The sequence below is a fragment of the Acinetobacter sp. YH01006 genome, from assembly GCF_013420445.1.
Classification (GTDB): domain Bacteria; phylum Pseudomonadota; class Gammaproteobacteria; order Pseudomonadales; family Moraxellaceae; genus Acinetobacter; species Acinetobacter pseudolwoffii.
Map to the genome: position 1 here is coordinate 23,199 of NZ_VOYB01000022.1, position 14,101 is coordinate 37,299.

The 14,101-nt window shown below is 42.9% G+C and carries 12 protein-coding genes and 1 pseudogene; 5 read left to right on the forward strand and 8 right to left on the reverse strand.

What is annotated here, in order from left to right; translation table 11 throughout:
* Positions 1-45: 45 nt before the first annotated feature.
* Complete coding sequence (locus tag FTT73_RS13885) at positions 46-1,365, forward strand: MFS transporter (protein ID WP_180191587.1); 1,320 nt, start codon at positions 46-48, stop codon at positions 1,363-1,365.
* Positions 1,366-1,368: 3 nt separating this feature from the next.
* Positions 1,369-2,004 (forward strand): 2-polyprenyl-3-methyl-6-methoxy-1,4-benzoquinone monooxygenase, encoded by a 636-nt coding sequence (gene coq7 / locus FTT73_RS13890; RefSeq protein WP_005247248.1) that lies wholly within the window; start codon positions 1,369-1,371, stop codon positions 2,002-2,004.
* Positions 2,005-2,150: 146 nt separating this feature from the next.
* Here coq7 and FTT73_RS13895 read toward each other — a convergent pair whose 3' ends face one another.
* Entirely contained in the window at positions 2,151-2,852 is a 702-nt protein-coding gene (locus FTT73_RS13895) for a DUF1003 domain-containing protein (RefSeq protein ID WP_180191588.1), read from the reverse strand.
* A 282-nt stretch (positions 2,853-3,134) separates the two neighbouring features.
* On the opposite strand from FTT73_RS13895, the gene FTT73_RS13900 reads away from it, so the two are divergent.
* Positions 3,135-3,836 (forward strand): VIT family protein, encoded by a 702-nt coding sequence (locus FTT73_RS13900; RefSeq protein WP_005097209.1) that lies wholly within the window; start codon positions 3,135-3,137, stop codon positions 3,834-3,836.
* Between the two features lie 604 nt (positions 3,837-4,440).
* On the opposite strand, the gene FTT73_RS13905 is transcribed toward FTT73_RS13900, so the two are convergent.
* The 4 genes from FTT73_RS13905 to FTT73_RS13920 form a co-directional block, all read right to left on the reverse strand.
* Positions 4,441-4,878: a 2-amino-4-hydroxy-6-hydroxymethyldihydropteridine diphosphokinase gene (locus FTT73_RS13905; protein WP_005263244.1), complete on the reverse strand. Its 438-nt coding sequence runs from the start codon at positions 4,876-4,878 to the stop codon at positions 4,441-4,443.
* Positions 4,835-5,215 carry a dihydroneopterin aldolase gene (gene folB / locus FTT73_RS13910; RefSeq protein ID WP_034439422.1) on the reverse strand — a complete coding sequence of 127 codons (381 nt, stop codon included), beginning with the start codon at positions 5,213-5,215 and terminating at the stop codon, positions 4,835-4,837. Before folB ends, FTT73_RS13905 begins: the two co-directional genes overlap by 44 nt.
* Before the next feature lie 129 nt (positions 5,216-5,344).
* Entirely contained in the window at positions 5,345-6,643 is a 1,299-nt protein-coding gene (locus tag FTT73_RS13915; protein WP_100329586.1) for an AarF/ABC1/UbiB kinase family protein, read from the reverse strand.
* Between the two features lie 58 nt (positions 6,644-6,701).
* Positions 6,702-7,472 (reverse strand): HesA/MoeB/ThiF family protein, encoded by a 771-nt coding sequence (locus FTT73_RS13920; protein WP_180191590.1) that lies wholly within the window; start codon positions 7,470-7,472, stop codon positions 6,702-6,704.
* Between the two features lie 484 nt (positions 7,473-7,956).
* Between FTT73_RS13920 and FTT73_RS13925 the strand changes: the two are divergent.
* Positions 7,957-8,487, forward strand: a pseudogene (locus FTT73_RS13925) (pyridoxamine 5'-phosphate oxidase family protein).
* Between the two features lie 256 nt (positions 8,488-8,743).
* Here the strand turns inward: FTT73_RS13925 and FTT73_RS13930 are convergent.
* The 3 genes from FTT73_RS13930 to FTT73_RS13940 all read right to left on the reverse strand — a co-directional run bounded on the left by FTT73_RS13930 (position 8,744) and on the right by FTT73_RS13940 (position 12,812).
* Complete coding sequence (locus FTT73_RS13930) at positions 8,744-10,390, reverse strand: AMP-binding protein (RefSeq protein ID WP_180191589.1); 1,647 nt, start codon at positions 10,388-10,390, stop codon at positions 8,744-8,746.
* Between the two features lie 267 nt (positions 10,391-10,657).
* Positions 10,658-11,794: an acyl-CoA dehydrogenase family protein gene (locus FTT73_RS13935; protein WP_100355343.1), complete on the reverse strand. Its 1,137-nt coding sequence runs from the start codon at positions 11,792-11,794 to the stop codon at positions 10,658-10,660.
* Positions 11,795-12,041: 247 nt separating this feature from the next.
* Entirely contained in the window at positions 12,042-12,812 is a 771-nt protein-coding gene (locus tag FTT73_RS13940) for a 3-hydroxyacyl-CoA dehydrogenase (protein WP_005097220.1), read from the reverse strand.
* 137 nt (positions 12,813-12,949) lie between these two features.
* Here FTT73_RS13940 and FTT73_RS13945 point away from each other — a divergent pair, with 137 nt between their 5' ends.
* Positions 12,950-13,972, forward strand: coding sequence for an AraC family transcriptional regulator (locus FTT73_RS13945; protein ID WP_180078523.1), 1,023 nt, complete (start codon positions 12,950-12,952; stop codon positions 13,970-13,972).
* The last annotated feature ends 129 nt before the right edge of the window (positions 13,973-14,101 follow it).

The window sequence follows — 14,101 nt, forward strand, 5'->3', positions numbered from 1 at the left end:
GCATAACTGACATTTCTTAATAAAACTTAATGTAGCACGCTCTATATGAACAAAAATGAACATTTGTTAGCTTCTCGGCGCTTTTTACCGATGTTTCTGACGCAGTTTTTTGGTGCATTAAACGATAATGTATTTAAACAAGCGTTACTCCTAGTCATCACCTACGGCTGGATTCAGCAACAATCGGCCAGCATCAGCACCTTGAATAATCTGGCTGCTTTGCTGTTTATCCTGCCTTATTTTATTTTTTCAGCCACCGCCGGACAAATTGCCGACAAATACGAACGTTCACAGCTGATTCGCTATCTCAAGCTTCTGGAAATTGCCATTATGTTGCTGGGAACTGTCGGTTTCCTCATGGGCAATTTATGGATTCTGTTATTTGCCCTGTTCCTGATGGGCACCCATTCCACTTTCTTTGGCCCGATCAAATATGCGATTTTACCTGAAGTCCTGAAACCGAATGAACTGATGTCCGGCAATGCCCTGTTTCAGTCCGGAACTTCTCTGGCAATCCTATTCGGTATGATTCTGGGCGGTGCAGTCATTGCAGCTTCCGCCGGCAACCTGATCTGGATCAGTTTAACCGTCATCAGCATCGCCTTGATTGGTTATATATCCAGTCGCTATATCCTGAAACAAAGTATTCCCGCGCCTGAGCTGCAAGTTGACTGGAATTTTTTTCGCACCAGCTTGCAGACCTTGAAATATGCCAAAAGCTTACCTTTGATTTTTACCATTTTACTGGGCAACTCATGGTACTGGTTTTATGGTGCAACCTATCTGACCCAGATTCCTCAGCTGACGTTACAAAATCTGCATGCATCTGAAAATGTCGCCAGTCTGCTCTTAACCTTTTTTTCTGTCGGGATTGGGTTAGGCTCATACTTATGCCGTAAAATTGGTGGCAGCCAGGTCAATATCAAGATGGTGCCTTTTGGAGCAATCGGTCTAGTAGTGTTTGCCTTATATCTGGCCGCGAGTCTGGCCTTTGTTCCAGAACGTACAGGTGCATTAATCGGCCTGGCAGATGTCTTTCGGCAAGGCTGGAGCTATTACCATGTAATGCTGGCCGTTACCTTACTCGGAATTAGCGGCGGTTTTTATATCGTACCGTTGTATGCCATGATGCAGGCGCATTCTCCCCGCTCACATCGTGCGCGTGTGGTTGCAGCAAATAACATTCTGAATGCCGTTTTCATGGTATCTTCTGCTATATTCTCGATTATTATTTTAAGTGTTTTAGAGCTTGATCTTAAAATACTTTTTTGTATTACCGCAGTGTTAAGCGGCCTGTTTACTCTCTGGCTACTTTACCGCCTGAAACCGATGATCAAAACTGCAAAAGCGCCCTTGGAGGATTAATTCATGCGTCAATATACAGGTCTCGATAAGCTGATTCATTCTTTTGACCAGGCATTACGCAGTCTAGTCCCGGGCACGACTTCAGCTCAACGTGAAAATCCGGCCCAACCGGTAGAAACGCAGTTAACGGTCAGTGATGCACGACATGTAGCAGGTTTAATGCGGGTCAACCATAGTGGTGAAGTCTGTGCACAGGCGCTGTACCATGGTCAGGCGATGACGGCGAAACTCCCGAATGTGCGTCGTGAAATGGAACAGGCGGCAATTGAAGAACAGGATCATCTGGCCTGGTGTGAAGATCGCTTAAAAGAATTGGATAGCCATACCAGTCTGCTCAATCCGGTCTGGTACGGTCTTTCCTTTGGTATGGGTGCGATTGCCGGGATCGCAGGCGATAAATACAGCCTGGGTTTTGTGGCTGAAACAGAACGTCAGGTCAGCATGCATTTGCAACATCATATTAGCCAGTTGCCACCGCAGGATGAACGTTCTCGTCGCATTCTGGAACAGATGAATGAAGATGAACTACATCATCGGGATACAGCGTTAAACGCTGGCGGTGTAGATTTACCCGTTCCAGTCAAGATCGCCATGACCGGCATTTCCAAGTTGATGACCAAAACCAGTTATTTTATTTAAATAAGACGGTTTCAGTTCGAGCCCACTCCTTTGTGGGCTTTTTAATACATCTGAAATCCTCACTGGTATCTATCAGCTCAAGGGATATCATTATCTTATCCCTTATAAGCTCTATAAAATAATAGAGATTCCCCCTACAGCATCCTTTAATCTTTTTTGCTCATTTCAGAAAGTAGGTCTAGCTGGATTTCCTGAATTTGCGCCAAGCGTTCCCATTGGTGTAGCAGCAGATGATCTAATTTTTCATGTAAATGCTGAATTTCCAGTTCGGCTTTTAAATTGATCTGATAATCATTTTGTGAACGTAAGCGGTCTTTTGCTTCCTGTCTGTTCTGGCTCATCATAATAATAGGTGCCTGAATCGCCGCGAGACAGGACAGGATTAAATTCAACAGAATAAAGGGATAAGGATCGGCCGGTCGTGTCACCATCACCACAGTATTTATCGTAATCCACAGGCCCAAGAAGATTGCAAAACAAATCAAAAAGGTCCAGCTTCCACCAAAAGTTGCAATTTTATCGGCGAGCCTTTCTCCCAAAGTCCACTTTTGCTCTAAGGTCGTTTCCACATTTTTGGTAATCAGTTCATGCTGATGCATGCTATGAATCACTTCAAACTCAAGATCAGTCACTTCACCCTTTTCCGAACTTAATAATGAATGTACATACTGTATGCGGTACCGGGTTAAATCTGCCTGGCAAATATAATCTTGCGGTGTCCAGCCTGGAATATCCCTGGCAATCTCTTCGGTAATGACTTTTCTGACTGTTCCCATCGGGGTGAGATTTTTCAGAAGAAAGTGCTTGCCGCATACCAAGCATTTATGGCTTTCATGTTTTTCTTTCATGATAATTCTCTTTTTAAACCAACTCACTCAGCTATTATTTTGTTCGATATATTTGATTTGCTTTAATCATTTTTACCATTTGTAAATCAATTATGTATCAAGTGCGTCTGATTTCTTGAACTTATGAATCTCACTTCGATTTTATCTTGGATTGATAAAAGGCTAAGCCAAGCGCACGATGATCAGATCATTCAAGATAATTTTCAGATCGATTCAATCCTACTATCTATACATGACTTAAATTTACTATAATCATGATGATAATAAAAAAGGGGCTTCATTGTGCGCCATTCATACCATCTTGAAAAACATTATATCGAACGCGCGGGTTGGCTTCGTGCAGCTGTACTGGGGGCAAATGACGGAATTATTTCGGTCACCAGTCTGGTGGTGGGTATTGCAGCCAGTGGAGCATCCACAGAAATTTTATTGGTGACCTGTGTTGCCGGCTTAATCTCTGGCGCTGCCTCGATGGCGGCCGGTGAATATATTTCGGTTAAATCCCAGCAAGATATTGAAACCAATGATCTACTCATGGAAGAGCGCGAACTGCAACGCCATCCCACCCATGAATTAAATGAACTCAAAACGATTTATATACAACGAGGTCTGGAACCCGCTTTGGCACAACAGGTCGCTGAACAGCTGACCGACCATAATGCCTTGGATGCCCATGCCCGGGATGAAATTGGTATTTCAGCACATACCTCGGCTCAGCCCTTTCTCGCTGCATTTTCTTCGGCTATGGCATTTACGGTAGGTTCATTATTTCCTTTAATTTCAATCATGATTCTACCGGAACACTATCTGGATAAAGGCGTCATGCTGATTGGCGTTTTAAGTTTGGGGATGATGGGTGCACTGGCGAGCTATGCCGGTGGAGTAAGTGTCTGGAGAGGTGCAGTCCGGGTGATGCTCTGGGGAATTATCGCCATGTTATTCAGTGCGTGGATCGGATCATTATTTAATGTGTCTGTTGCCTAAATATGGGTTTATTTTTTAGTTAAATACAGAATAGGATTGAGCGGTTCTTCTATTAACATCACTGAAAAATGTTTTTTCGAAAAACTAACGGCTCTAACAAAACTTGAGTTTAATTAATATATGTTCGGTCTTAATTTAGATGCTTAAAACCTAAGATCTATGCCTGAGAGGTATTGTTATGGAAACTACGATCATTCTTGCCATCTTGGCGATCATTATCGTATTGCTGATCATTTTTTATAACAAGAAAAAGTGAAATAGCGATGATTCGTTTCTTGCTACTTTGAGGTTTTTTATCGAGCTTAAAATAAATTCCAGAGCTTTAAATCAATCAAATATTAATTCCCTGTCGGAAAACCATGAAATCCCCATTGGATCACATAAAGGATCCCAAGGATTAAAATCACCGAAACCACAATTTCCAATATTTTCATTTTTAAATGATTCCTAAACTCTGCCTGAGCTATCTTATCTGAATTTTTCTTTTCATATAAAAACAAAAAACTGCATCATAAAAAAGCCTGATCTTGTTTGATCAGGCTGGTTAATTATTCTTATATTCTTACTGGATAAATTGTATTAGCAGAAAATTAGGTGATTCGATTTAAATCAGCTGTTCAACTGTTGGAAAGCTATGTGATCCGTGCTCGAACATTGCATCCTTCCAGATATCAAACATCGGCACTTTCACATCCAGAGCCAAAGGTAATTTTTTTTCATTAAACTGCATATGTTGAAAATCTGATCCCCAGGCAATCAGATCCACATCTAAGCTAATCTGATGCGATGGGCGTACTCGGCCTGATGCCTGTTCCAGTTGTTTGAGCAGCTCAATCAGCACATCACTGGACAGCGAACTTCGCAATAAACATGCTGCATTCCAGTAATCGGCGCCTATGCCATCGCGGCAAGGAATCCTATAAACAGGAGAAAACTGTACTTCTCCCCATTCGGAAATACGTTGCTGTGCAGCTTGAAAATGTTGCTGAGGATGACAATTACTCGCTAATGCTAGGGCGAAAATCGTTTCGGTGGCGTTCAAGACGTATCCCTACAGAATTGGCTTGCGCGATAATGGCAGGCTTACGGATCGTAATATTAATCGATTCAATTGCTGTAAAGGTAGTAAAAAGTGCATTCAACACCAACTTTGCTGCATGTTCAATCAATTCAGGCTTGGCCTCTTGAATGACTTTGCTGGAAATCTCACAAATTTCTGCATAATTCAGCGTATCTGCAAGTGCATCTGAATTTGATGCCTGTTCTAAATCGGTTTGAATGGTCAAATCCAGCATTAGAGGCTGAATAATTTGACGCTCCCAGTTAAAGCAGCCTACGACTGTCTCAACTTTTAAACCTTCAATAATAATGGCGTCCATTGGATTGCTCGAGAATTTAATACTGACCACATCCCTCTCAAGCTCCTCTTTAAAGGGAGGAGCTTTTAAAGTCCCCCTTTAAAAAAGGGGGATTTAGGGGGATTTTTCCAAGTCTAGATGGGTTTAAGATTAATGCTTTAACAGCAGATTCGGATCCATGCTCTGCACCATTTGCAAACGCTGATCGGCATAGATGTCGGTATACGGTGCAAGAATTCGCATAAAACGGTCGAAATACAACATTTGCTTAAACAGCAAAGCAAAGTCGCGCGGGAAGCGAATCCCGTGACGTTCACCCACAGCCACCATATCCATCATGATATCGTTCAGGTCAGCAGGATTAGACGTTAATAATTCCTGCGGATCCGCCATCAACACGCCACTAAATAAACGTTCCAGATCAGCAGCCAAGACTTTGGTGTCAATCTGCACAGCGGTCATACCCATTTTCAGCATGTTTTGCGCCATCAGCTCATAATTGGTATGTTGCAATGAATCCATAAATGCCATACATGCCGTCCAGACCTCAGGCTTGAGCTGACCAACAATACCGAAATCAATAAAACCGACACGGCCATCTTCAAGGAGCATCAGGTTGCCTGCATGCAGATCGGCATGGAAGCTGTTACACATCATCAAGCTGCCAAACCAGGTATTCATCGCAGTAATAAGTACTTGTGATGGATCTTTGGATACTTTTTTGACCACTTCAAAGTCTGTCAAAGGCACACCATATAACCGCTCCATCGTAAGCACACGACGGGTCGAATATTGATGATAAACCTTCGGCGCAGTGGCTGCCTGATTGTTGGTGATATTCAGGTAATTAACAAAATCATCCAGATTCTGGGCTTCTTCAATGAAATCGACTTCACGCACCATACGGGTTTTGATTTCATCGACAATATCGGCCAGTGAAGCAAACTTGACTTTTGGTACTGCTTTTTCCAGCAACTTGGTCGCCCAATGCAATACATTCAGGTCGGTATATAAAATAGTCTCTACACCGGGTTTTTGTACCTTAATCACGACATCTTCGCCAGACACCAGTTTGGCCGCATGCACCTGTGCAATAGATGCAGAGGCTAACGGCGTTTCATCAATCGATGCAAAGATTTCGTCCAGATTACGACCTGCAAATTCAGAAGCCAACACTTGCTGGATATAGCTAAACGGCAAGCGTGGAGTCTGATCCAGACAACCCTGAAATTCTTCTACATATTCACGTGGAAACAGCGACGGCGTGCTGGCAATAAACTGACCCAGCTTGATATAAGTCGAACCTAAGGATTCAAAAGTTTCACGCATCAGTTTGGCATTGCTCGGCTTTTCAGTGGCATATTTAAAGCCCGCCTTTGCCGCAACGACTGCTGTTTCTCCCATACGGGCAACTGAACGTATTCCATCTAACCAGATATTGTTTTTCATAATGTCTTAGGAAAAATTAATTAAATGCAGTGTAGCAAAAAAAATTCACTTTGCAGGCTTATCTTGCCTGACAGATTGGGCAATCTGTATCTTTTTCGAAAGCGAGAATTCGCTGTTTAAAACTCAGTCCATCCCACAACAACAGCTTTTGTCTGAGTGGCATCTGACCCAATCCCAGATATAACAAGGCATGATGTGCCTGCAAGCTGGCCATCACATTCGGTGTGGTCGCCAATACACCGGAATCTGCACAGCGCAGACTTTCATCGGCCTGATTTTCTGGCGGGAACAGGCAGGCATAACAGGCAGAATCCCCTTCAACCATAAACAGCTGGCCTTGCAAGCCAATCGCAGAAGCACTCAATAATGGCACATTCAGCTCCACACAAATCTGATTGACCAGATAGCGTGTGGCAAACTGGTCACAGCCATCCAGCACCAGATCCTGATGTTCAATCAGGTGTGCTGCATTCTCAGCCGTCAAGGCCTGATTCACATATTCAACTTGTACGTTCGGATTAACCTGACTTAGTCTTTTGGCCAGAGTTTCTGCCTTATAAAATCCAATATCTTGCGGCATAAATGCCAGTTGTCGCTGTAAATTACTCATCTCGATGGTATCTGGATCGATCAGGGTAATTTTCCCCACACCTGCGCGTGCCAGAAGTTCTGCCAGTGCACAGCCAATCCCGCCACACCCAATAATGCAGACATTCGAAAATTTTAACCGTTCTTGAGCGTCAATATCCCAGCCCTCCAGAAGAATCTGACGGCTATACAGATGCAGTTCAGCATCGGTGAGTTCAAATTCTGGGGATATGGCATCCATGTTAAATGTAGACAACGTATTTCCTTGTTTCTAAAATTTTTAACAATGATCGCAAAAATTAGCCTTACTGAAGTTTCTAAAGGCTGATAAATCTCTGGAAGATCAATCTCACAGTCAATTTACAGCATATCAATAAATGGTTCGGCAATCGTTGAGCCAAATAGCATATCAGCTAAACGCTCGGTATCAAGCTGCAGCCGCTATGGCTTGGCAAGATTTTTTGAATCACCTCAATTAAACGGCTCCGGCAAACAGCTCTTCCTCATTTATAAAAGGTGTCAGACCTGAAGTTTTTAAAATCTTTGCGATTGAATTCCCCTGTAAATAGAGCAGCCTTGTTTAGCAATTCTGTAGTCTCTGCCTGTATTTGAGTATGAAAATGTATGAGTTCAGTGAGACCTAAGGCATCTGTCTCTAAATATGATTAATCTGAAAAATACCAAGCAATCTTTTCAGCTTTCATAAAATCGTATGGAGAACATACATGACCGAGCATAACAATACTCAACATGATAATCGTGAAAAATTATGGGAATTGATCAAGGATGTTCGTTATACCATGATCAGCCATTTAACCGACACACATGAAATCCACTCCCAGCCGATGACCATGCTGAACTCCGAGCAGATGAATGAACGTCAAAACTTATATTTCATCCTGCGTAACACGAATGATCTGGTCAAAGCAGCAGAAACAGGCCGTGGTCAGATTGGTCTGTCTTTTGCAAAACCATCAGATGGTATTTATGTGTCGATTAGTGCACATGCCCAGATCAGTACTGACCGTATTCTGATTGAGCAATTATGGAATCCATGGGCTGAAAACTGATTTGAAGGCAAGGATGATCCTACCGTACGGGTATTGATTGCTGAAGCAGTCAGCGCAGAATATTGGAATGTGACAGACAACAAAGTCACCCAGCTTTTTAAAGCCTTAAAAGGCGGCGTTACCGGTGAAGCGGGCGAACCGCATGCAGAGCATCAAAAAGTGAATTTACAAGGCAATATCTGGTAAGTAACGAGATTTAGCCTCTTTATATTAAGAGGCTAAATTTTTGAAATATTTAATTTTAAATATTAATACAATTTTAATGTAATGACATAAAATTATAATTTTTGCTTGCCTCAATCTGCTCTCTTAAAAATATAAGCTTAGGAAAATCAGCTCAACATTCAGCTTAATTTTAAATAGAAGAAAATTTATTTTCTCAAAAACCAAAAGGCTGCCGTGGCAGCCTTTGAGCATTCAACCAAACAATTAATTTGAAAAATTAACTGACTCGCTTCATCTCTTGAAGTTTAGCAACTTCCTGCTGTTTGAGTAAATTGCGCTGAATCTTGCCACTCGATGTTTTAGGCAAAGCTTCTACAAACTCAATCTCTTTCGGATAGGCATGTCTGGACAATCTTGAACGTACATAACTTTGCAATTTTAACATTAAATCCTCAGTAGCCGGATAAGCCGATTTAAGCACCACAAAGGCTTTCACTATTTCTGTTCGTTCTGGATCTGGCTTGCCGACTACGGCAGATTCAAGCACTTCTTCACATTCAAGCAAAGTACTTTCTACATCAAAAGGCCCAACCCGATAGCCCGAGGTTGTAATGACATCGTCCGCACGTCCAATAAAATCAATACCGCCATATTCATTCAGCTTCACGGTATCACCAGTGAGATAATACTGCCCGACAAATGACTTGCGGTTATGGCCTGCATAGCCTTCAAACCACATCAACGGTGAAGCTAAACAGTCAATTGCCAAGGTTCCAATCCCGCCTTTTTCTACTTCCTGATGTTCTTTGTTCAGTACAGCAAAACGATGCCCAGGAATCGCAAAACCGGCTGAACCAACTTTTTTATAATGCTCCAAGCCATGGTGATTAGCGATCACCATACCCAGTTCAGTCTGTCCATATTGATCGTAAATATTCACATTTAAATCATGGTTGAACCACTGAATCACTTCAGGCGTGAGCGGCTCACCCGCACTGCTTACCACGCGTAAATGTGAGCTGATGCCTGCATCAAATTTTTCTTTAAAGCCAAAGAACATGCGAAATGCAGTTGGCGAACCCGTCAGGTTGCTGACCTGATATTTTTGAATGATTTGTACGGCGTTATCGACACTAAAGCCACGTTCATCCATGATAATGCTGTGCCCTAAACTCAACGGCCCTGCAATGCCATAATACAGTCCATACGCCCAGCCTGGGTCGGCCAGATTCCAGAAGGAATCTTCTTCTCGCAGATCTACGGCGTGCAGCATATAGCCTTTAAAGGCCAACAACGCTTTTAAAGGTACAGGAACCGATTTTGCCAAGCCTGTGGTGCCTGAAGTAAACATCATCAGAAAAATATCATTAAATTGGCCACTCACTGGCTCAAACTCTTCTGACTGCTGCTTTAACTCGGTCCAAAAGTCAGCATCCGGATAATGATCTGCCACTGCCTGATGTACGGTCAGAATATTTGGAATATTCAGATCATGCAGTTTCAAGCGCTGCTCTTGATCGGTGACAATCAGTTGAGTAGCGGCTGTACTCATACGATGCTCAATTGCTTTACTTTCAAAGGCAGTGAACAAAGGCTGATAGATAGCACCGATCCGCCAGGTGGCCAAAATAGTAATTAAGAGTGCAGGTGTTCTTGGCAGTAGTCCAGCTATACAATCTCCTGCTTTTAAACCCAGAGAATGCATATAATTGGCCAGCTGTCCTGAAGCAGTTGCCAATTGTTCAAATGTCCACTGCTCTGTTTGACCATTTTTGCCTTCCCAGATCAGTGCGGTTCGGTTTTGGCCAAGGTAACGTCCACAACATTCAGTATAGGCATTGATGGACTCTGCATTTCCAGCCAGATGTTCCTGAACCATATTTTCAAAATTGAAATCAACATATGCTTGTTCTAGTGTCTTCATGACGACAACCTCTATCCTGTTGTATTTTTCAGGCGACCTTGCCTGAGTGTGTCCACTTATCGTTGTTGTTCCTGCTGATTCCATCAGCATAGTTTCTTCACATCTAATTCATGCCTGATGACTAAGACATGAATCATGCTGCTTTATTTATCTTCTGCGTACTGTCTGTCTTTAGCTAATCAGGGTTGCTTGATCCTGGCAATTTCCATATCCATCAACCGAAATGCCAGATTTGAATATCGACCAAAATCTATTTTTTAATCAAAATCAACGTTGACAGACTTCACGCGCAATCACCAAACGTTGAATATCCGATGCACCTTCATAAATTTGGCTCACGCGCACATCACGGTAAATACGCTCTACTGGAAAATCAGAGACATAACCGTAGCCACCATGAATCTGAATCGCATCGGAACAGACCCGTTCTGCAATGGTTGATGCAAACAGTTTTGCCATTGAGGCTTCTTTTAAGCAGGCTAAACCAGCATCTTTTAAAGTTGCCGCATGCAAGGTCAGCTGACGTGCCGCTTCAATTTGTGTCGCCATATCTGCCAGCCTGAAAGCCACTGCCTGATGCTGCACAATTTCTACACCAAAGGCTTTACGTTCATTGGCATATTCCACCGCTGCATCCAGCGCAGCCCGAGCCATCCCGACTGATTGTGCTGCAATACCAATACGACCAGATTCAAGATTGGACAAGGCAATTTTGTAGCCTTCACCTTCCTGACCCAGCAGGTTTTCCACCGGAATCCGGCAGTTATCCAGAACAATCGTCGCGGTATCGGAACAATGCTGACCCATTTTCTCCTCTAGGCGTGACACGATATAACCCGGTGCATCGGTCGGTACCAGAAAACATGAAATGCCTTTTTTCCCTGCCAATTTATCTGTCACAGCAAAGACTAATGCGATCTGTGCATGTTTGCCCGTGGTAATAAACTGCTTGGTGCCATTAAGTACCCATTCATCGCCATCACGTTCGGCCCTACATTCTAAAGAACTGGCATCTGAACCGGCCTGAGGTTCTGTCAAGCAGAAACAACCCAGCCATTCACCGGTGGCCAGTTTAGTTAAATACTGCTGTTTCTGTGCTTCGGTGCCATAACGCTGGGTAATCCCACAAGGCAAAGAATTCTGCACACTAATAATAGTCGAAATTGCCCCATCTCCTGCGGCAATTTCCTCAAGTGCCAAAACCAGAGAAACATAATCCAGACCTGCACCGCCCCATTCTTCAGCAACGGTCATACCCAGTGCGCCAAGCTCACCCAGTTCTTTGAGTTCTTGTGCAGGAAATTGTGCTGTTTTATCGCGTAAGGCCGCTGTTGGTTTCAGTTTCTGCTGCGAATAATTGCGCATCATGTCCTGAATCATTTTTTGTTCATCATTTAAAATCATTGAACTTCCCTTTCTATATCTATTTTATTTACTTCAAGCTTTTTACTATTGAGATCGTTGGAACGTCAGTTAAGGCGGCATGGATGTCGCCTGCGAAACTGAGATACAGGGATGTATCTTCAGTTTCGCAAAGGATTTTTGTTTCTTTTGATCCTTCAAAAGAAAATGCATGCTTAAACAAAGTCATTTAAATTCAATGAGAAACTGGCAGCTGTGCAAATCATCATGTCCTATATAAATCGAAGACTTATTTAGGCTGCATGCGAATCGCGCCATCCAGACGAATCACTTCACCATTTAAATAGCTATTTTCAAAAATATGCCCCACCAGCTGGGCAAATTCCTGAGGTTTAGCCAAACGTGATGGAAATGGCACCATTTGTCCCAAAGCATCCTGAACATTTTGCGGCATACCTTTTAGCATCGGGGTTTCCATAATGCCCGGGGCGATGGTCATCACTCGAATGGCTTCACGTGCCAGTTCACGAGCCAAAGGTAAAGTCATCGCCACCACTGCACCTTTGGAAGCAGCATAAGCGGTCTGGCCAATTTGACCATCATAAGCGGCGACCGAAGCGGTATTTACAATCACGCCACGCTCTTCTTCACCAGATTGCAGTTCATATTTTGCAATTAACGCCGCTGCATGACGTAGCATATTAAATGTGCCATTCACGTTAATATTCAGCACTTTTTGGAACATCGCCAATTCATGAATACCGTTACGCCCCAGCACTTTGGCAGAAGGTGCAATACCTGCGCAGTTGATCAAACCATTCAGTTGAGCATACGCATTTTCGACATGTGCAAAGAACGTTTCTACGGCCTGCTCATCGGTGACATCTAGCTGTACAAATTCAGCCTGCTCACCCAGTTGTTGCTGTAATGCCTCACCCTGCTCTTGATTCATATCGACCAGAATCACTTTGGCACCGTGTGCAACCAGATGCGTGGCTGTCGCTGCACCCAAACCCGATGCTCCCCCGGTAATCACAACGACTTTTCCCTGAATTTTCATATTTCTTCCCTGATAATTTTCTATTTGAGATACGACTTAATATGCAGAGTAAACAGAGTTTTTATTCTGTACAATTTCCAAATATTGCATCTTGCCTGAGGTATTTGGACAATAAAAATGAGGATGTCACACTGAACATGCATAAGCCTGCACTGGAATATAGCAAAGGGACTATTTCGATCGACTTGGTCAAGGAAGCCTTGCTCGATGCCAAACGATTAGAATTTGATATCTCTACTATTCTGAAAAAAGCCAATATTCCAGCCGAAGTACTCAATGCACCTCAAGCGCGCGTGTCGGTAAGCCAGTTTGCCCAATTATGGACAGTGCTTGCAGACAGCATGAATGACGAATTTTTTGGCATGGACAGTCATGCCATGCGCCGTGGCAGCTTTAAATTGCTTTCAAAAATGCTTATGCAGGCAGATACACTGGAAAAGGCGCTACAACACATTTTGCAATTTCTCAACTTGATTCTGGACGATCTGCAAAGCACGCTTCTCGTTGAGGAACACTATGCCTATATCGTGATTTATGATTTAAAATCTACAAAACGCATGTTTAGTTATGCGACCTATCTGATGCTGATTCATACCTTGATCTGCTGGTTAAGTGGACAACGGATCTTACTGAATCAGATTCAATTAAAATGTACTGCACCAGTCGATGATTTTGATTATAAAGTCCGTTTTTGTGAACAGATTGAATATCAGGCCAGTGAAAACTATGTGCAGTTTGATGCAAGCTATCTGCAACTGCCGATTAAGCAGGATGCTCAATCCTGGTATCAGTTTATTCAACAAACGCCTCACAATTTATTGGTGCGTTTTAAAAATCCTTATGCACTCAGCACCCAGATTCGCAGACAGCTTCTGCAAGTTTCACCGTCAGAATGGCTAGAACTGAATGATCTTGCCTCAAAAATGAATATGTCCGAGGCGACCATGCAACGGCGTTTAAAAAGCGAAGGGGTCAGCTACCAGCAATTAAAAAATGAAATACGCCGGGATACCGCAATCGAATTATTGACGCGTACTGAGCAAAGCTTGCAAGACATCAGTGACCAGCTCAACTTCCAGGAATCCAGCGCCTTTCATCGTGCCTTTAAGAAATGGACTGGAGTCAGTCCGGGAGCTTATCGTCAAAACAATATTAGATAATTTACGCCAATCTCAACTTTTTAAGTCATTGAAATGAGAAGGACATAACCTCACTTTAATTTCGACCAAGAAAATAAAATTACAGTTATGTCCATTGAAGAATTTATCATCTTTGTCTATTTAATTATA

Excerpts from the sequence above, each read along its gene's own strand:
- FTT73_RS13885 (WP_180191587.1), top strand. The coding sequence starts at position 46 with ATGAACAAAAATGAACATTTGTTAGCTTCTCGGCGCTTTTTACCGATG.
- coq7 (WP_005247248.1), top strand. The coding sequence starts at position 1,369 with ATGCGTCAATATACAGGTCTCGATAAGCTGATTCATTCTTTTGACCAG.
- FTT73_RS13895 (WP_180191588.1), bottom strand. The coding sequence starts at position 2,852 with ATGAAAGAAAAACATGAAAGCCATAAATGCTTGGTATGCGGCAAGCAC.
- folB (WP_034439422.1), bottom strand. The coding sequence starts at position 5,215 with ATGGACGCCATTATTATTGAAGGTTTAAAAGTTGAGACAGTCGTAGGC.
- FTT73_RS13915 (WP_100329586.1), bottom strand. The coding sequence starts at position 6,643 with ATGAAAAACAATATCTGGTTAGATGGAATACGTTCAGTTGCCCGTATG.
- FTT73_RS13920 (WP_180191590.1), bottom strand. The coding sequence starts at position 7,472 with ATGGATGCCATATCCCCAGAATTTGAACTCACCGATGCTGAACTGCAT.
- FTT73_RS13930 (WP_180191589.1), bottom strand. The coding sequence starts at position 10,390 with ATGAAGACACTAGAACAAGCATATGTTGATTTCAATTTTGAAAATATG.
- FTT73_RS13935 (WP_100355343.1), bottom strand. The coding sequence starts at position 11,794 with ATGATTTTAAATGATGAACAAAAAATGATTCAGGACATGATGCGCAAT.
- FTT73_RS13940 (WP_005097220.1), bottom strand. The coding sequence starts at position 12,812 with ATGAAAATTCAGGGAAAAGTCGTTGTGATTACCGGGGGAGCATCGGGT.
- FTT73_RS13945 (WP_180078523.1), top strand. The coding sequence starts at position 12,950 with ATGCATAAGCCTGCACTGGAATATAGCAAAGGGACTATTTCGATCGAC.